Consider the following 18311-nt stretch of genomic DNA (forward strand, 5'->3'; position numbering starts at 1 on the left):
CCAGGTACCGTATGATATCGGAATAACAGGAAAACTATGGATAAAACGCTTGCCAGAAAATGGATTATATCGGCATTTCTTTTTATAGCTGCTCTCTTTGTGATGCAGTTTCTTTATTATGCCCAGGTAAGACTTGAAAAAAAGAATAATCATGAAAAACTCAGAGAATATATCAATCAGGACCTCGTTTTCAGCTGGGAGACCATGGATGATGAGCTGGCTAAGATAAATGAGATGATAAATAACAGGCATTTTTCAAACGAGGATCTCGGAAGACTCTATGAGAAGGCCAGCCTTATTTATATGCAAAAGGGTGAGACCATGAGTTATTACAGGTATCTTGGTTATGCCCTGTATTATCTTGAGCAGAGTGAGGATAAAGATTATACGGTCAATATTTACCTCGATCTTGCCAACTTTTTCCTGAACAATTATACAGAGGATTCGGCGAGAAAAATGATAGCCGAGGCGAAAAAGGTTGAAGCGTTTGAGAATATCGAAGATATTCAGATCAAAAGCTATGCCTACCGCATGCTTGGAATCATGGCCATTCTTGATGAGGACTATGAGGCTGCGGAGAATTATCTGAAGGAGTCTCAGAAAATTGTTGATACGTCACACACGAATATTTATGAAGAAACCTATAGTGCGATAAACGATACCTGGCTGGCCAGAGTCTATGTGGATACAGGCAGATATGAAGAGTGTCAGGAAAAACTGGATAAATGGGACGGACACGACATGTTTACGACGGATGTTTATCGTCAGATAATGCTCCGAGACCTGATAGTTCCCTATTACCAGATTAAGTGTTATCTGTCTGCCGCCGAGACATTAAAGGACTCTGATAAACTCAGCAAGGAAGAGCTTGAACAAAGGGAAGTTGAGGTTGGGGAGCACCTTGATCAATTTATAGAACTTTGCGAGGAAAATGGTTATCAGAAGGCAGAACTTAGCACTATTTTAAGGCTTCAGACCGATTATCCGCCGACCAGTGACGAGGTTCGGTTCAGGCTGTATGGAATTTTGAACAGATTGTATACGGATTTGTTTGATAATCAGAATATATCGTATTCAAATGTCATTGATAACATGGTCTCTGATTCAAAGGCTGAGATGACAAGAGATGAGCAGTACAGGAGACAGTATGTCAAGAGATTGCAGATAATCATTGGATCAATGATTGTTGTTGGCATTATAATACTGATATTTATAATACTGCTTCTAAACAGCAGGATAGATGCTCTTACCAGGCTCTTTAACAGAAAGACCTTTAATCACGACTACAACAGGGCAAAACGAAGAAACCAGATATTCAGCATAATAATGGTTGATATAGATGACTTTAAGCAGATCAACGATAGCTATGGTCATATCAACGGCGATATCGTGCTGGGGAGAATGGGACAGCTGATGCAAAGGGAAATCACCGCAGATGTTCACTGCTATCGGTACGGCGGCGAGGAATTCGTATTGCTTCTTGATAAAAAAGCTGTGCCTTATACTGAGGCAGTTGCGAACAGACTCAGGCTTTATATGGAACAGCAGACCTGGATGTTCGCGGAGGATCAGAAGATAACCTTAAGTATCGGGGTTGCCACCGGAAGCGGTAAGGATGATGTCCTAAAAAATGCGGACGATAGCCTGTATTTTTCCAAGGAAAACGGAAAGAACCGTGTTACGGTATATGAAAAAAATAAAATCTTAAGCCATTGACAGTGCTGTGTATTTTGACTGGGATGCTGCAATATGAGCGGCATCCCTTTTCTATGGAAGGCATTGTGTGTATAATAAAGTTTTGTATGGATGGATTATCATCCGGTGCTGTATTAGTTTTGGTTAGGAGAATTCATGTCAAATATAATTATACATATCAGTAATTCTATCTTGCTTGGCATTGGTCTTGCTATGGATGCTTTCTCAGTGTCGATTGCAAATGCCATAGCAGATCCTGAGATGAACCCTAAGAGGAAAAATGTAATAGCAGGTACCTTTGCCGGTTTTCAGTTTTTGATGCCGATGATCGGATGGATCTGTGTACATACAATAGCTACTTTATTTACACAGTTTCAGGTACTGATTCCCTGGATTGCGCTGATTCTTCTTTCATATATTGGCGGTAAGATGCTGATTGAGGGAATTAAGGAACAAAAGAGTGATGAGCCTATTGAAAAGGAACCGCTTACTGTAAAGCTTTTGATGGTTCAGGGGATTGCGACAGCAATAGATGCTCTTTCCGTAGGCTTTACAATTTCTGATTACAACGCACCGGAGGCGCTTGTGTCTGCACTCATTATCGGCGCGGTTACTTTTGTGATATGCAGGATTGGTCTTCACCTTGGAAGAAAAGTCGGACTTAAACTTGCAGGAAGAGCCACAATTGTAGGCGGTATAATTCTTATCGGAATAGGAATAGAGATTTTTGTAAGAGAATTTTTCGGAATCTGAGTAAATACATTTAGAAAGGAACAACTATGGCAACAATCAATTCAATTGAACAGCTCACCGAGAACAGATTTGTAAATCTGTTCCATGTAAAGGGTGAGAATGATAAGGGGCATAAGTCCAATTATTTTGTGGCATCCAGATGCAAGACAAAAGACGAACTTATGATAAACACAGGGAAAAATGTGGCGGATGGTGTTTCTATCTATGCGCTTTGCGGAGAGAAGCATGACAAGGTGGTTATGGTAAAACAATACCGCTATCCGATAAATACCTATATCTATGAGTTCCCCGCAGGACTTTGTGAGCCCGGAGAGGATTATCACGAGGCTGCGGTTCGAGAGCTTCGTGAGGAGACGGGACTTACATTTCATCCGATTGAGGTGGATCCGATGTATGAGCTTCCGAGATTCTCATCGGTCGGAATGACTGACGAATCAGTGGCTATGGTATTTGGCTATGCAGATGGTAAGATAACCGATAAATACCAGGAACTGAGCGAAGAGATTCAGGTTGTGATCGCTGACAGGGATGAAGTCAGACGCATCCTTAAGGAAGAGCATGTTGCGATTCTTGCAGCCTATCAGCTCCAGCACTTTTTACATGATGAGGAACCATTCGCTTTTTTGGAAGAAAAACAGTAATATATTAGCCTTCTCCCCCTGGGAGAAGGTGTCAGCGAAGCTGACGGATGAGGGAAAGGTTAAGACAATGATTAAAGACAATTTAGAAGAAGTAGAGAAGAAAATTCAGGCAGCCTGCGACAGAGCGGGACGCGATAGAAGCGAAGTTACCCTTATTGCGGTAAGTAAGACCAAGCCCGTATCTGATATCAGACAGGCGATGGACTGCGGCATAACCGTATTTGGTGAGAATAAGGTTCAGGAGATCAGAGATAAGACGGAGGAGATCAAAGAGCCTCTTCACTGGCATATGATCGGTCATCTTCAGACCAACAAGGTGAAGTATCTTCCGGGAAAAGTGGATATGATCCACTCTGTTGATAAGCTCTCGCTTGCTGAAGAAATTGAGAAGCAGGCTGCAAAACACGACCTTGTGATGGATGTTCTCTGCGAGGTTAATATGGCAGGAGAAGACACAAAGTTCGGACTCACACCGGAGGAGGCGCCGGAATTTGTAAGAACTATAGCAAAGCTTCCTCATGTCAGAGTTCGCGGACTCATGACTATAGCGCCTTACACAGATGATCCGGAGTCTAACAGACAATATTTCAGGGCACTCAGGGAGATGCTGGAAAAGCTCAAGGCAGAAAATATCGAAGGGACGCAGCTTGATACACTTTCAATGGGAATGACCGGAGATTACGAGATCGCTATAGAAGAGGGTGCGACCTTTGTAAGAGTCGGCACCGGAATATTTGGCGAGCGTGACTACAGTAAGGTGTAACCATCACAGTTTACCAATTTTTCATAATCATTTTATTGATAATCTGCCCACGGAACTTTAGAATAAGAATAGGGCGTGAAAAATTGCTCAATTCTATTCCCGGAGTGGTCTGATGTTAAGAACAATGCCTTTAACCAAAAACCTCACACTGGATCAGATTAATCACCTGATAGACACAGGCCATGTTTTTGTGGCGCCTCTTGGCATGAACAGAACCGCTTATATCGTTATCAATCACAAGCCCTTCATGGTGGTGGTAACAGATGTATCGATAAACGGAATCCAGCTTTCGGGCTCCTGGTACAACTGGGATGAACTAGAGAAGATGGGCGGAGTATTCGAATCCGAATTTGAAGCTCTTAAGGCTGTAGCCGGCGGAGCATAAAACAAAACCATTAAAACAGCCGCCGCATATATATGTTATACTTCAGACTCGTTGCAAAAAACGCATAATCGTCTGAAGTATAACATATATATGCGGCGGCTTTTCTATGCTTTAGTATTCATTATGTTCTTGCCTGCTCATGCCTTTATGTGTTTCATGTCTTTGCATGCGTTATGTCTTTGTATAATTTATGCTTTGGCGTGTTTCATGTGGTAGAGGTCGGTGCCGGCGCGGGCAATCAAGGATGGAATCGGGACGGGAGAGGAGTAGTCGTACTCCGCTATGCCTACACATACTGATAAATCATAGGGAGCAGCGGCCTTCTCGTTGAGAATCTTCACGCTTGATCTGATCTTGTCGGAGAGCCAGTTTACTTCACCTTTGTATTCGGTTTCGGCAATGATTATAAATTCGTCCCCGCCATATCTTGAAACAAAGAATCTGTTTCTGTGAGCCTGGCAGGCTTCCTTCATTGCAGTGGAGACTCTGACAAGAGCCTTATCGCCCTCTATATGTCCGTAGTTATCATTTATTTCCCTGAAGTGATCCACGTCAATTATCATAAGATAAAGTGAAAGTCCCGGTGTAGGCGTCTTAATTTTTTTCAGAAGATAACGCTGCATCTGGTGTCTGTTGTTGACCTGAGTAAGGGAATCCATGGAAATCAGATCCTCCAACGAGGTCAGATAAACCTGTAGGATGGAAAGTGTTGCACCAAAACACATGATTGGAATCTCAAGGAATATCAACTGAAGAACCCCGCATACTATGGGAAGGAGCGGGAAAATACCGATTACAAAATAAAGTCCGTGGTCAATATAACGCTCCTGTGTGTAGACTCTGATTAAAGCCTTGATAGACGCATGAACCATGTATCCGATGGGGACAAGTACAAGTACGGCATAAAGAGGACCATACAGAAGTGTGCCTGACTCATCAAAGGAAAAGACTATACCGCCAAATGCTCCGAAGAGAATCAGGAGAATAGCCACTATCATGGGAACAGCACTTTTTATGACTCCTTTTCTTGAAAGGATGTCCTTGTTTTGCTGATTCAGTTCGCAGAATATAAACCAGCAGTAGCTGCAGGCAACAATAAATGCATAAGGAATAATGGAAACGATAAACATTGCGCTCTGAGTACTTGGAATGATTCCTTCAAAGAAAAGCGCCCAGACAGCATCTGAGAGAAAATATCCCATCAATACCAGAATCATACGACGCAGAACAATTGTTGAAGTCTGGCGATCAATGCCTTGATTTATCTTTATAAGAATTAGCCCCAAAATGATAGTGCATGCTATATTGGCTTCGGTATAATACAGAGCTTCAGACACGATGAGTCCCCCCTGAGTTGTAATGAATTTCGCATCTGCGATATTTCCAACTATTTTATCACTTTTAGAGCCTCTATTTTTCGGCATTTTGTAAATTTTATAATTTTTTAATAAATTATACACCGTGTGAAATTACGCTAAATTAAGGGAATCTTTAGCTAATTGTGCTATACTAATACCGATGCTATATTAAATATTTTTTATGGGGGTAAAGCCATGCAGATTTATGTTTCACAGAGCGTAGTTCGAAGTGGCGACGGAACGAGAAACCATCCATTCCGTTTCATTCAGGAGGCTGCCGACATAGCGCGTCCCGGAGACGTAGTAATTGTTGCTCCGGGTATTTACAGAGAATTTGTGCATCCGAAAAACAGCGGAACCAAGGATCAGCCTATAGTTTATTGTACCACCGAGCCTCAGGGGGCTGTGATCACAGGCGCCGAGGAAATAAAGGAATGGGAACCCTTCAGGGGGGATGTCTGGAAGGTCAGTGTTCCCAATAATATTTTCGGAAATTACAATCCCTTCACAACGAAGGTAGAAGGTGACTGGTACTTTGCCGACAGAGAGAATCATACAGGAGAAGTTTATTTGAATGGAAAATCCATGTATGAAGAGAATTCCCTTGAGGCGGTTGAAAATCCCGAAGTCAGAAGAAGCTCCTGGGATCCGGAATTTAGCGTTTATACCTGGTTCTCAGCGCAGGAGATGAATGACACCGTTATCTTTGCCAATTTTCATGGAAAAGATCCGAACGAAGAAACTGTCGAGATAAGCGTAAGAAGGAACTGCTTCATGCCACTTACCGATGGTATAAATTACATCACTGTGTCAGGCTTTGCAATGAGGCAGGCAGCAACGCAGTGGGCACCGCCTACAGCTTATCAGGACGGACTTATAGGACCGCACTGGGCTAAGGGTTGGATCATTGAGGACTGTGAGATCTATGAATCCAAGTGCTCGGGCATTTCTTTGGGAAAATATCTTCAGAGCGGCAATGATAATAAGTGGACCAAGACCTACATTAAGGATGGCACTCAGACCGAGCGAGATGCTGTTTGTCAGGCAGTAAATGAGGGCTGGGACAAAGAGCATATTGGTTCTCACATAGTAAGAAGGTGTGAAATCCATGATTGCGGGCAGACCGGAATTGTTGGACATCTCGGAGGTGCCTTCAGCGTAATTGAAGATAACCATATTTACAGGATAAATACCAAGCATAATATAGAAGGTGCCGAGATTGGCGGCATCAAGATGCACGCCGCGATCGATACGATTTTCAGAAGAAATCACATCCATCACTGCACCAGAGGAATCTGGCTTGACTGGCAGGCACAGGGAACAAGGGTTACGCAGAACTTTTTCCATGATAATACACCGCCCGAAGGGTGCGAAATAAAGAGCGGATTGTCTCTGGGAGAGGATTTGTTTGTCGAGGTATCGCACGGACCGACTCTTATTGACCACAATCTTATGCTGTCGGATATTTCCTGCAGATTAAGCACTCAGGGTATCGCACTGGTGCACAATCTTATAAATGGTTCGTTTACCTTTGTAGGTGAGGGGTGTGACAACGGCGGACTTAAGTTCCAGAGCTGCAGATACACGCCGTACCATGTTCCGCACTCCACGAAAATTGCGGGATTTATGACTATTCTGCACGGCGATGCAAGATTCTATAACAATATCTTCGTTCAGAAGGAGATAAGGCAGGACCTCAGAGATTATGTGCATCAGGCAGGCTTTGAGTCACTGACGCTATACAATTTTATATGCGGAACCAAGCCCTATGACGGTTATCCCACGAAGGAACAGTATTTTGCCTCGTTAAAACCGATGTCCGGAGACTTCGCTAAGCCCGGCAGCAATGATAAATACTATGATCATCTTCCGGTTTACACCGGTGGAAATGCGTTCTTTAACGGAGCGCAGCCCTGTGACAGCGAGCATTCGCCCTATATTGAGAAAAATCATACCGTTAAGATAATTGTCTCCGAAGAGGACGGACATTTCAGACTTCACACAAACCTCTACGAGTATCTGCCAAGGAGCATGACTCGAATGGTTTCTACTAAGGTTATGGGACAGGCATTTGAGCCGGAGCAGTTTTTTGAAAATCCGGACGGGACAGAGATTATATTTGATACGGACTATTTTGGAAGAAAAAGATCAATCCATCCTCTCTGCGGACCTTTTGAAGAAGGTGCTGCGGACAGATTTACCGTTGCATATCCCACCATGGGCGGACGTGCAATATATTATCACGATAAACACCGCCTTGAAGGAAGAGCGCGTAAGCGTATTTCTCAGAAGGACTTGGAGGATATGGAGCCGGAGCAGAGACCTTTTGGGGAGTTTGAGAACGGTCCCGAGGGTGAAGCAAGCTGGGAAGCCATGGAAAAAGAGGATGAAGTGGCAAGAATCCAAGCTGATATTACAATGACCGGCTGTGAAAATGTTACCTTCCCATACAACGGAACGTTGTTCCAGGTTCAGGATATTTTTGTAAGAGGCAACACGGCGTGGCTTCGCGATCTTAAAACGCAGAGGCTTGTTGAGGTTGACTGCGAATACGGAATCTATTCGGAGAAGAAAAAATGGAGTGTCAGCTCATTGCAGTCTGTAGATGCCGGTTCTGATGCCAATATGAGCGGTATTGTTCAGACAGTGGGAACACTTTTGTGCGTACTCAGTAAGAGTATGGCTCATGATCCCGCAGATGCCTGCAAGACTATAAGCGAGAGAGTAAATAAGGCTCTCGAGCCCCGCATAACTATGAGACTCACACCTAAATATTTAAAATTTATACAGGAGAAAAAATTCATCTCATTAGAGGATGTTATTTACAGAGTAAAGACATCACCTATTGAGCCTGTCACAGAGACTGTTGAGAATCTGTGATACAGATAACTATTAATAATGGAAAGACATACAAATTGGTACAAACTTGATAACGCTGCAAAGATCATTCCTTCAACAGTTAGCGGGGCAAATACGAGAGTTTTTCGTATTTCCTGCGAACTGTTTGAGGAGATTGATCCGGTTATATTACAAAGGGCGCTTGATGAGTCCATCGTCGAATACCCTTTTTTCAATTGCATTTTAAGGAGAGGACTTTTCTGGTATTATCTTGAGGATTCAAACCTTTCCTGCGAGGTGGAGGAAGAGCATCTGCCGCCCTGCAGTGCGCTGTATCTTCCCGGTAAAAAGAGTCTTTTATACAGAGTGTTTTATTATAAAAGACGTATAAGCATAGAGATGTTCCATGTGCTGGCCGACGGAACGGGTGCGTTCATGTTCTTTAGGCGTATGGTGACGAGATATCTCGAGATTGCGCACGATTTTCATGCGGATGACGATTTCTTCGCAGCGGAAATTTCATCACTTCAGGAGAAAAATAACGATGCCTTCAGGCATTTTTATCAGAACCAGAAAGGCTTAAAGCAGCTAAAGAGCCTTTCTTCAAACAATGCTTATCAGCTTCATGGAGAAGCTGACAGTAACAATGAGTCACATATTGTTGAAGCCTGTGTTTCGGCTAAGGCTTTCAAAAAGCTTGCAGAGAAGTATGGCTCAACAGTTGGAGTTCTTTCGACTGCGGTTTATATCGCAGCCATAATAGATACGATGTCGACTGCACAGAAGAAGAAGCCTATTGTTGTAAGTGTGCCGGTAAACCTGAGGCAGTATTTTCAATCTTACACAGCGAGAAATTTCTTTGGGGTAATAAGCATAAAATACGATCCCATGGATTTTGACAATACGCTGCAGAGCATTATAGATGTGGTGAATGCAGCTTTTAAGAAGCAGCTTGAGCCTTCAAGAATTAATGAGACCATGAATTCTTATGCGGCGCTTGAGCATAATATAGCGATAAAGGTTGTGCCGCTTTTCATAAAGGATTATGTCGTAGGACAGTTTGATGCTGCTGCCAAGAAAGGTGTGACGACTTCGATTTCAAATATGGGTGTTATAAAAATGCCCGCTGAGGTGACTCCTTTCATAGAGAGATTTGCGGCGTTTATGACTGCTTCCAAGGAGCAGATAACCATATGCAGCTTCAGGGATAAGATGGTGTTCGGAGAGTGTTCGGCCTTCACCAATCATCCCACGATGCTGAACCTTTGCAGAAGGCTGACTGCTGAGGGAATCGGTGTTGAGATAAGCACCAATGATTATGATGTTCCAATTATTAAGGAAAAGAAGACAAGGGAGAGTAAGTAAATGCATTATTGCCCGAAATGTAAAATTGTAATAAGAGGGAACAAGACCTGCTGTCCTTTGTGCGAAGGAAAAATTCTCGGCAGGAGCGACGTTCTTAGAACCGGTATAGATGAGAGGATGTATGATATCGATGACTTTTCGGAGGAGCCGGATGAGCCCTACCCGACGCTTCCCGAGAGAAAAATCAACGGCGTGACTTTTGTGAAAATATGCACCTTTTTACTGGCAATCATTATAGTACTTGGAATTACTCTTAAGTATCTCTTCGGAGATATGGTGACCTGGGTTGGAATGGTTATTCTCGGAAGTGTTGTGTTATGGCTGGATATACTGGCCATCATGCGCTACCGCTATAACATATTAAAAGTTCTTGCAGTTGAGGTACTTGTCGCGATAATTGTCGACTATTACATTGACAAGGTTACAGGCTTTCACGGATGGAGTGTTATTTGGATGATTCCTTTTTGCCTGGTGGGGCATTCGATCGCGAGCTGGATTATCGCTAAATTTATGAAGCTTCGTATAGAGGAGTACATCATATATATTGTATTTGATGCTGTGCTCGCCTTTTCCCAGGCCTATTTCATCTGGAGCGGTGAAAACACATATCCTTACGCAGCGGTGTTTGTCATGGCAGCTTTCGCGATTGCTGTCGCCGCATTGTTACTGTTCCGCTTTAGAGAGCTTAGCAGTGCAACGCAGAGGATGTTTAACGTGTAAACCTTCTATGTGGCGAGAAGCCACAACGAGAAAATGCTTGCATTTTCGAGTCTGGCTCTGAAGAATTACTTACAAGAGATGATGGATCATGGACTACAAAGAAAAACGCAAAATCAGAAAGCAAAAACTAGAGCAGCAGTTTGGCGACTTCGTGGAGAATTCCATCGGGAAAAGAATAGTTGATAAAGACCTTATTGCCCCTGAACTCCCCGATAAGCCTGAAAAGAAGAAGTGGTACCGCGTTATAATTCCCATGGGGCTAAGTGGTGATGGCTCTGAATATCATGTTTATGTAAAGATTGCAGATCCCAAAAAGCTCTGCATCTTTTTTTCAGGCGGAGGTGTGGCGTACAACGAGTACACTGCTGCAAGGCCTATTACCGGTGGAAAGGTTGCTGCGGATCTTCCCAATTACTATTGGAATAATCTGCGCCCTTTTACTCAGATAATGAACATCGATATGGGGATCATGAACCTCAAGGATAAGGCAAACCCTTTCAAGGACTGGTCTATAATTGATATTCCTTATGCCACCGGCGATTTTCACGTAGGAAACAACGATTTTCCCTATGAAGGTGAGGATGGAGAGAAGCATGTTCTGCATTTTCACGGATATATCAATTTCCTTGAAGCGATGGGGGTATCCAGAAATTTGTTCGGAAACCCGAAAAGACTTCTGATAGCTGGTAACAGCGCAGGCGCTTTTGCGGTTCCGGCACTTACTGATGAGATACTCAGAGTGTGGTATCCTGAGGTGAAAGATGTGACGCTTTTATCGGACAGTGCGCTTCTTCTTTACAATAAGTGGGAGTATACCGCACGGGAAGTTTGGAAAGCTCCGGAGCCGATATGTGATGCCATTAAGTCAGACAACATCACGCTTAGCTGGTATAGACGATTATTTAAAAAATATGGTGACAGACTTAGATATCTTTACTCCAGTTCCACCAGGGATTATGTGCTTAGTGCCTACTATAATGATGTTACCAACAAAACCTACAAGACGGATGCGGATGTTCAGGATGCGTACTATAATCAGCTTAAGGAAATGGTGAAGGAGTTAAAGAATCTTACTCCGAAGTTCGGTATGTTTATAAATGACTGGACGTTGCCTATCGTCACAAAAGGCGGAACTGTCCATACAGCTGTACGGGAACCGTATTTTACCCTTTTTTCGCAAAACGATGTGACAATGGCGCGATGGCTTCACGATGCCGTAAACGGGAATGTTTATGATGTCGGGATGGAGCTACTGAAATGATGTCATAACTATATAGCCTTCCCCTTTGGGGCGCACGACGTCCGGGGGACGTCGGCTTTGCGCTGACCGGAGCGGAGCGTAGACAAGGTGGCACGAAGTGCCGGATGAGGGGAAAACAATATACTAAATTTTTTCTAAGTTTATGCCGAAATAAAGTATGAAAAAATAAAAGCAGGGGATTTATGCGCATGCAAAAACGTAGGGGGAAAATCAGGAAAACAATAAGAAATACTATCCTTACGTTATCCTGCATCACCTTTCTGGTGGTGACAGGTATTTTTGCTGTAGAGATTTATCAGGAGCAAAAGAGCAGCGCCAACATGAGAAAAGTTCAGGCAATGGCAGCCGTTACGGTTGGCGAATCAGGCACCGTAAAGAAGGCTATAAGTGATGATCCTGATGATCCAAAGAACAATCTCGCAGCTCTGAAAATCGAGTACCTGTATAAGAAGAACAAGGATCTGACCGGCTGGCTTCGAATCAACAATTCGGATATTGATTATCCGATAATGTACAGGGAAGGGGATAATGACTATTATCTTCAGCACGATTTTTTCGGAAATGATGACAGAAACGGCCTATTGGTTTTAGATAAAAGATGCAGTTTTGATTTGTCTGATAATCACCTTCTGATACACGGACATAACATGAAGTCCGGAGCATTGTTCGGAACTCTGAAGTATTATAAAGAAGATGAGTATCTTAGAAAGCACCAGGCAGTTGAGCTTGACACACCGACAGAACAGCGATTTTATGAGATAATAGCAGTGGTTGATACCACAGCAAATGGTGAGAAGGATGGCTTTAACTACGCAGATTATATCAATATAAATGATAAGCAGACTTTTGATACCTACATTGCATATCTTAAAGCAAAGTCACTTCACAAGATAGCAGCGACAGCTTCCTATGGTGACCAGCTGCTTACACTTTCAACCTGTGACTATACAATGAAGAACGGAAGATTACTTGTTGTTGCGAAACGAGTAGGATGATAAATTGCTAAATGACAGAGATGAATTTTGAGTCTAAACATCGGAAGGGGAATTTGACATGAAAAAAATACGAGTACTTACAATAATTCCAATTTGTCTTATGCTTATGCTTACGCCTGTATCTGGAATCCGCGCAGGTGCTGTAACGGTTGATATTAAGGACAATTACGATGCCGGACTTTTAGGCGAAGAGAGGGATGGTAACGGTAAAGATGAAGATGAGGATGCTGCAAGCACCGCGAGCTCAAGTACTGCAGCAAACAGTGCATCCAAGGCTTCATCAGCAGCAAGTAATACGGCTTCATCAACTGCTCCGGCAGCAACCACGCCGACAACTACTACGCCGGCAGCAACAGATGTCGCTGCTAACACTGCTTCTACAGCAGCAACCACCACAACAACAGATCTTCCCAAAACAGGTGATGATAACCGCATAATGATTACCTTCATTGCAATGCTTGCCAGCTTTTCCGTATTCCTGACAGCACTGCTTACAGGGAAACATCTTAAGGCATGAAGATACACATATTGTTGATAAGCTTAGGTCCGGACATATTGTTCGGGCCTTTTTATTTTTGGTCTAAAATTTTTAAATTTCCTCTAAAGTTATAATGTTTTTAGCCGATATATAAGATAGCAAGGGATATGCCGAATATCAAAGGATTGATAATCTTTGGTATTCGGCCGTTTTTGTGTTCAAGGAGTGATGCTTTTACCCATAAATGATGCAGAATGGGGATTTATGGGTGTGCCTGGTTAGAGAGGTTACCAAGATTATTCCAATATAGGAAAAATATTGGTATAGCGGAAGGAATTATTTGCCAAGATATTTGATAAATTAGAAATATCTTGGTAAAGAAGCTAGGACTATTTACCAAGAAATTGCTAATAGTAGAATAATCTTGGTAAAGAGAAACGAATTTCCTACCCAGATTTTCAGGAAAAGAACGTTATCTGGGTAAGAGAGGAAGCAAGAACGGGAAATAGTCAGTTAAAAAGAACATAGTTTGCCTTGATATGGACATATCAAGCAATTTCAAGGTAAAGATAAGAAAAATGCCAAACTAGTAGTATCAAGGCAAATATAGGAAAATGCTTACCTTGAATGAGTTCAAAAACAAAAATTCAAGGCAAAATGGGGGATATCTGGGACAACTGCGATTAATAAAAGGAGGGATTGTCTATGATGGAACTCACCGGAATTAAAGAGCAAAACGGTATCTATACATATAGTTATAACGTTACACCGGATAAAGTATCATCAAACGCTAATTCTGCACAGATAGAAACCAATAAAATACAGCAATCAAAGCAAACATCACAGATAAATACAGCCAATACCCAAAGCTTTGCTGACTGCTACAACAATGCGGCCGATACAATTCAGAAAACCTCAAAGTCAGATTACTCAAAGGCAGAGTGGGATGCGCAGAGAACAAAGAATACTGCAATAGGAAAACTTCAAAAGCTGGATGCGGATGTTGCTGCGCTTGAGAGAGTTGCGCCTAATGCACCGCAGGAAGTCAAAAGTGCGTGGATTGATGCTTCCAGGGAGACAGGTTTTAATGGCATGGGATACGGGGAAAGCGGTGCAACAAAGCTCTTTGCGGAAGTATCGGCCAGTGCAAGAATGACAGACAATAGTATTGCAGGAGTCCAGGATCTTTTTGGCGGGACTGTGGATTCAGCAATAGATGCTGTGTCAGCGGCCAGATATGACACCATAAACAACAGTGCAAACGGAAATAGTAAGGAACTGGAATTCTACGACAATCTCTTGGGGAAACTGAACGGCCTCAAGGATGGAAGCTATACGCCGTCAGATGTCAGTACTTTTGAGAAAATGAATAAGAATAATATTGATGTATATCCGGGAGAAGAATCAAAAGCAGTAGAAAAACTGGAACTTCCGGATAATTACGGCCAGGGTTATTTCTTCCATAGGGCGGCAGCGTCTGATGCGGAAGGAAATAGCTTAGAACTTAGTGCTAAGTATCCCGCCGACTATGATAAAACAAATCCGTCGGTTGAAGTCTATGTGAAACAAGGTGATCAGGAAGGCTTATACAAAGTTGAGGTGAATAAGGTAAATCCTGAAACTGCCGGACAGGCAGAACTTTATGGCTTGTTTGCTTATATTGAGGATGACAAAAATGTTCCAAGGAATATAGACCCTGACTCATCAGACCTCTATTATTCAGAACTTGATAAAAAACTGGAGAAGCTTAAGAGTGATAATTTTTCGCAGATAGACACTCAGGAAATGGTAAACACCTTCAAGAGTATGGATACACTTTCCTATTGGGATAAGATAGACCTTAGAAAAAGTCTGATGGAGATTATGTAAATATGATGTTAAAAGGCGGTGTGCGATTGCATACCGCCTTTTGAAATATTGTAAATAATATAGCTTTGATTTAAACTTAAACGAGGAAACTCAACTAATTCAGTAAATAATGATTTTGTTCATTTAGGTCAATAGGGGGAAACCAAATGAGAAGTAAACCATTATCTCTATTACTTATGTCTACGATAGTATGCTGCCTGTTTTCCGGATGTGGCAAAAAGGGAAATGATGCTGCAACAGCTCCTGAAAATAATGGTACGACAGAAGCAGCCCAGAACAGCACGTCCGATTCTGCCGGGGATAAATCTGCAGAAAAATCTGAATCTGCTTCTCCTTATGATGGAGTACCACCGCTTGTCCTGCACAAGACAAGTAAATATGAATGGAATGAGGATAATAAGCCTTATCTCAAACATTACTACAGTTATCTTTCTCTTGGCAAAGAATATGCTGCTTCACACAGCGAGCTTGCGAAGAATATAAATGATGCCAGAGATGATATTGAAGCACACGAGTATGACTATTATACGTTATCCATGGAAGAGGCGAAGGAATATGATGATCTTACCTTCGAGTGCAGCTGGTATACGTATCTTAGGAGGGCTGACAGCAAGTACATCAGCTTTGTCAATGAATGTGAAAATGCGGGAACCTTCGACTTTAATGTCCTGTCATATATAGCGCATTCATATTATGTGGATAGCGGAAAAGAGATTAAGCTGACAGACATCGTTGCTGATGAGGATGCTTTTTATGACCTTCTGGCAGAGAAAGTAAAGAAAAATGTTGACGAAACACTGACGGATTATATGGGAGAGCCGTCGAACCTTGACAAGGAAGGTATTAAAAAAAGTATAAAGACCTGTATGCAAGGCACAGGGTGCGCATGGACTCTGGATCCTCAGGGGGTAACCTTTTGGTTTGATTCAAATGTATTTTCGCCATTTTCAACGTCAAACACTGTATTCTTCTCAGAAGATAAAGATGGGAAGATTTTTAAGGAGGAGTTTGCAAAAGATATCCCGGATGAATGGATAATGATGATGCCGGGAGGAGACAATACGCATTTTGATGAGGATGATGACGGAGAAGAGAATACTGTACTTTCTTCGGAAATAACTGAGTATGATCCGGATTTTGATGACTACTATGTTTCAGGTTTTATGATCAGCTATGAAGATGACTACAAAAAGTACAAGGGGGAAGAGGCTAGCTCCTACTTCATTTTCCTTATGCATAAAGATCATAAAAATCTTATTCTTGAATCACATTATGAGTATGATTATGCACTTATCAGTGCTTATCCGCTTGTTAATGGCAAAATAAAACAGGGCGACACAATGCTTGCTGGACTCGAATATGCCTGGGATGAGGCAGACGAAGATGAAGACGCTGCTCCTTTTTATATGCCGGTAGGAACGGAAGATATCAGGGTGCTTATTGATGAAGGCGGTGAGGAGCATGATGTAAAGGCTGATACAATAAGCGTCTCCATGGATGGAGAACTTTATAAAAAAGGTGAGGAAAATGCGTTTGATGGCCCCAAATCAGAAGAAGACCTTTTCACCTTCATGGAGGGGGAGTGGAGTCTTGTAAATCCGGTGACACTTAAAGATTATGGTCATATGGAAATCAAAAACGATGGCTCTTTTACATATGGATATACAGGCTCTGACGAGACCTGTACAGGTGAGTTTACACCAGATCACCAGTGTCCCGGAGAGAAAAATGTACCCTTATCATTTTCTGTAAATGTGTCAGGGATAGATAAGATGACCTTTGCAGACAATGGATATTATGTGCCTGATGACGGTAAGGATACATCAAATGTGAAACTGTATTATGGCAGCTGCGACAAAGAAGACTTCATTTACATGGAGGAGACAGGTAACGGCGATTCCTTCATGGGAAGCGTTCTTTTCCAGGATCAAAGTAGTGTGGACGGGTCATTTTCACTTTCATCAAATTCTTATCTGATGCATAGAAAGAGCAGCGAAACGATAGAGGCATCCGCAAACACAGGAAGCTTTTATGCATGGGTATGGAAAGCTGACGATAAAGGGCTCTGGGCACAGGAAATGAAACCCCTTACCTGGGACGGAGAGAATGAGTACACATTAAATCGCTTTACGGCAGCAGCTTTTGAACCGAAACAGATGAGCGCCGAATACTATAAATATTCAGATGGAATAGATAAGAAGCTGCTCTTAAACGGACAGCGACTGGAAATGGAATATCCAAGATACATGTGCAAACTGAGTATCGGATCAGATGGAAGCATAAAAGATATTGAAGAGGTTGACAGTGCATTTTACGGAATGTATGACCTTGGGGATTTGGATCCGGAGATTTCTTATGATGGTCTGAAGTTCAATTATAATGGCACTACCTTTGATTTGGAAGGAAAAGGCGCGGGAAATGCAATTCTTGATGTTTATCATGCATATGGAAAAGAGATTGTGGAGTGTCATGTAAATCCACATACAAGTTTATATTACATTTTTGATAAGTTCCGCGGAGAATTCTGCGAGGAACTCATAGACGGGACGAATCTTATCTGGCTGGATGATGACTTCACAACTGCAATTTATGCGCAGAAGAATGAAGTGAGAGACCTGTGCGGTGATTTTATGTTTGCTGTAGATGGTGAAGAAATTTCAGATCTTGAATTTACCGATGGCGGAAAGCGGGTAAAATGCTCTTACTATGTAAATGGCTATAGCGATGTCGAGGAAGAGACATTTGAAATGCCCGAGCGCCGAGACGCTGCAATGAATGCATATTGTAATTATGTGGATTCCGGAAGAGCAGGTGACTACAGAAAGTTTATGGAATATGCACCTGAAGATGCCGTATTCCTTGCTGTTACAGATCCGCAGGCTTGGGCAAGAGACCTCTTTTTCCTATCAGACATGCTTGAAGAGACAGCTGTAAACTATGTAATGGTTGTCTCTCTGCACGACAACTCGGTCGTTGATGTATATAAGGACGGCGAAACATGTACTGCTACCGAGTATCTGGATAAAGGAAAGAGTAGCATGTACAAGATGACGGTTTCTGAGACTATGCCTTTATATACCATTAAGGTAACAACAGACGAAGATGGAAAAGAGACCACTACAGAGTGGGCGGTAACGGAATTCAGTGGTGAAACCTACCAGCACTGTAGCTTTATTACAGGGAGATAATT

14 protein-coding genes are annotated in these 18311 nt (G+C 42.4%); 13 read left to right on the plus strand and 1 reads right to left on the minus strand.

The window, feature by feature from the left end; all coding sequences use genetic code 11:
* Window positions 1–36: 36 nt before the first annotated feature.
* From G596_RS0104030 to G596_RS0104050, 5 genes are all read left to right on the plus strand, one after another.
* Window positions 37–1716: a GGDEF domain-containing protein gene (locus tag G596_RS0104030; protein WP_022760557.1), complete on the plus strand. Its 1680-nt coding sequence runs from the start codon at window positions 37–39 to the stop codon at window positions 1714–1716.
* A 135-nt stretch (window positions 1717–1851) separates the two neighbouring features.
* The gene (locus G596_RS0104035) at window positions 1852–2448 is read left to right on the plus strand and encodes a manganese efflux pump MntP (protein WP_022760558.1); all 597 of its coding nucleotides are present in this window, start codon (window positions 1852–1854) and stop codon (window positions 2446–2448) included.
* 26 nt (window positions 2449–2474) lie between these two features.
* Window positions 2475–3089: an NUDIX hydrolase gene (locus G596_RS0104040; RefSeq protein WP_022760559.1), complete on the plus strand. Its 615-nt coding sequence runs from the start codon at window positions 2475–2477 to the stop codon at window positions 3087–3089.
* Between the two features lie 67 nt (window positions 3090–3156).
* Window positions 3157–3852 (plus strand): YggS family pyridoxal phosphate-dependent enzyme, encoded by a 696-nt coding sequence (locus G596_RS0104045; protein ID WP_026498520.1) that lies wholly within the window; start codon window positions 3157–3159, stop codon window positions 3850–3852.
* A 112-nt stretch (window positions 3853–3964) separates the two neighbouring features.
* Complete coding sequence (locus tag G596_RS0104050) at window positions 3965–4237, plus strand: hypothetical protein (RefSeq protein ID WP_022760561.1); 273 nt, start codon at window positions 3965–3967, stop codon at window positions 4235–4237.
* Between the two features lie 188 nt (window positions 4238–4425).
* Here the strand turns inward: G596_RS0104050 and G596_RS23465 are convergent, their stop codons facing one another.
* The gene (locus G596_RS23465; RefSeq protein ID WP_081646626.1) at window positions 4426–5661 is read right to left on the minus strand and encodes a GGDEF domain-containing protein; all 1236 of its coding nucleotides are present in this window, start codon (window positions 5659–5661) and stop codon (window positions 4426–4428) included.
* 129 nt (window positions 5662–5790) lie between these two features.
* Between G596_RS23465 and G596_RS20830 the strand changes: the two genes are divergently transcribed.
* The 8 genes from G596_RS20830 to G596_RS0104095 all read left to right on the plus strand — a co-directional run bounded on the left by G596_RS20830 (window position 5791) and on the right by G596_RS0104095 (window position 18309).
* Window positions 5791–8475, plus strand: a complete 2685-nt coding sequence (locus tag G596_RS20830; RefSeq protein WP_022760563.1) for a right-handed parallel beta-helix repeat-containing protein — start codon at window positions 5791–5793, stop codon at window positions 8473–8475.
* An 18-nt stretch (window positions 8476–8493) separates the two neighbouring features.
* Window positions 8494–9798 (plus strand): hypothetical protein, encoded by a 1305-nt coding sequence (locus G596_RS0104065; protein WP_022760564.1) that lies wholly within the window; start codon window positions 8494–8496, stop codon window positions 9796–9798.
* A gap of 57 nt (window positions 9799–9855) precedes the next feature.
* Window positions 9856–10518: a DUF6320 domain-containing protein gene (locus tag G596_RS0104070; RefSeq protein ID WP_207637795.1), complete on the plus strand. Its 663-nt coding sequence runs from the start codon at window positions 9856–9858 to the stop codon at window positions 10516–10518.
* A gap of 88 nt (window positions 10519–10606) precedes the next feature.
* A complete protein-coding gene (locus G596_RS0104075) occupies window positions 10607–11779 on the plus strand; it encodes a pectin acetylesterase-family hydrolase (RefSeq protein ID WP_022760566.1) in 1173 nt (390 codons plus the stop codon).
* A 188-nt stretch (window positions 11780–11967) separates the two neighbouring features.
* The gene (locus G596_RS20835; protein WP_022760567.1) at window positions 11968–12774 is read left to right on the plus strand and encodes a class B sortase; all 807 of its coding nucleotides are present in this window, start codon (window positions 11968–11970) and stop codon (window positions 12772–12774) included.
* 58 nt (window positions 12775–12832) lie between these two features.
* Window positions 12833–13291, plus strand: a complete 459-nt coding sequence (locus G596_RS0104085) for a hypothetical protein (protein WP_022760568.1) — start codon at window positions 12833–12835, stop codon at window positions 13289–13291.
* Between the two features lie 666 nt (window positions 13292–13957).
* Window positions 13958–15121, plus strand: coding sequence for a hypothetical protein (locus G596_RS0104090; protein ID WP_022760569.1), 1164 nt, complete (start codon window positions 13958–13960; stop codon window positions 15119–15121).
* 146 nt (window positions 15122–15267) lie between these two features.
* Window positions 15268–18309: a hypothetical protein gene (locus G596_RS0104095; protein ID WP_026671188.1), complete on the plus strand. Its 3042-nt coding sequence runs from the start codon at window positions 15268–15270 to the stop codon at window positions 18307–18309.
* Window positions 18310–18311: the final 2 nt, after the last annotated feature.

Origin of the sequence: Butyrivibrio sp. AD3002, from assembly GCF_000420905.1 — a bacterium.
In the GTDB taxonomy this organism is placed as follows: domain Bacteria; phylum Bacillota; class Clostridia; order Lachnospirales; family Lachnospiraceae; genus Butyrivibrio.

What these genes read in the sequence shown, in the direction of transcription:
- G596_RS0104090 (WP_022760569.1), top strand. Translation starts at nt 13,958, where the DNA reads ATGATGGAACTCACCGGAATTAAAGAGCAAAACGGTATCTATACATAT.
- G596_RS0104085 (WP_022760568.1), top strand. Translation starts at nt 12,833, where the DNA reads ATGAAAAAAATACGAGTACTTACAATAATTCCAATTTGTCTTATGCTT.
- G596_RS23465 (WP_081646626.1), bottom strand. Translation starts at nt 5,661, where the DNA reads ATGCCGAAAAATAGAGGCTCTAAAAGTGATAAAATAGTTGGAAATATC.
- G596_RS0104030 (WP_022760557.1), top strand. Translation starts at nt 37, where the DNA reads ATGGATAAAACGCTTGCCAGAAAATGGATTATATCGGCATTTCTTTTT.
- G596_RS0104035 (WP_022760558.1), top strand. Translation starts at nt 1,852, where the DNA reads ATGTCAAATATAATTATACATATCAGTAATTCTATCTTGCTTGGCATT.
- G596_RS20830 (WP_022760563.1), top strand. Translation starts at nt 5,791, where the DNA reads ATGCAGATTTATGTTTCACAGAGCGTAGTTCGAAGTGGCGACGGAACG.
- G596_RS0104075 (WP_022760566.1), top strand. Translation starts at nt 10,607, where the DNA reads ATGGACTACAAAGAAAAACGCAAAATCAGAAAGCAAAAACTAGAGCAG.
- G596_RS0104095 (WP_026671188.1), top strand. Translation starts at nt 15,268, where the DNA reads ATGAGAAGTAAACCATTATCTCTATTACTTATGTCTACGATAGTATGC.
- G596_RS0104040 (WP_022760559.1), top strand. Translation starts at nt 2,475, where the DNA reads ATGGCAACAATCAATTCAATTGAACAGCTCACCGAGAACAGATTTGTA.
- G596_RS0104065 (WP_022760564.1), top strand. Translation starts at nt 8,494, where the DNA reads ATGGAAAGACATACAAATTGGTACAAACTTGATAACGCTGCAAAGATC.
- G596_RS0104050 (WP_022760561.1), top strand. Translation starts at nt 3,965, where the DNA reads ATGTTAAGAACAATGCCTTTAACCAAAAACCTCACACTGGATCAGATT.
- G596_RS0104045 (WP_026498520.1), top strand. Translation starts at nt 3,157, where the DNA reads ATGATTAAAGACAATTTAGAAGAAGTAGAGAAGAAAATTCAGGCAGCC.
- G596_RS20835 (WP_022760567.1), top strand. Translation starts at nt 11,968, where the DNA reads ATGCAAAAACGTAGGGGGAAAATCAGGAAAACAATAAGAAATACTATC.